The organism is Macrococcus epidermidis, from assembly GCF_003259695.1.
In the GTDB taxonomy this organism is placed as follows: Bacteria; Bacillota; Bacilli; order Staphylococcales; family Staphylococcaceae; genus Macrococcoides; species Macrococcoides epidermidis.
This window is the reverse complement of sequence record NZ_PZJH01000026.1, coordinates 1-418: the sequence shown is the minus strand read 5'-3', so window position 1 is coordinate 418 and position 418 is coordinate 1. Positions and strand designations below refer to the sequence as shown.

1 protein-coding gene is annotated in these 418 nt (G+C 45.9%); it reads right to left on the bottom strand.

What is annotated here, in order from left to right; all coding sequences use genetic code 11:
* Positions 1-418, bottom strand: a 418-nt coding sequence (locus tag BHU61_RS13265) for a Rib/alpha-like domain-containing protein (RefSeq protein ID WP_275542464.1), incomplete at both ends; no start/stop codon positions are given.

Genomic DNA, 418 nt, shown 5'->3' with positions numbered 1-418 from the left:
TGTTGTTCCGTTCGGGAACGTTACCGTAATTTTTTCGCCTGGTGTGCCTGTTCCTGTCACTACCGTATCATCTGAATCTACCGTTTTAATTACCGGTGCATCTGATGCTGTTTTATCCTGAACGATTACAGGGACATTTACTGTCTCTTTTGAGCCGTCTGGATATGTTACTTCCACGACACCTGTGTATGTGCCTGGCTTACTTGTATCCACTGCGCCCGCTGGTGTTACATCTTTCACTGTTGTTCCGGCAGGAACACCTCCGATATTATCTGTGATAACCGGTGTGCCTCCTACTTCGATCACTTCGTTTGTCACCGTTGGTGTAATCGCTTCTGCCTGTGTTGGTGTTACGATTGTTTCCGCTGGTTTTGAAACATTACCTGATCCGTCTGTTGATACTGCTGTTACTTTATCT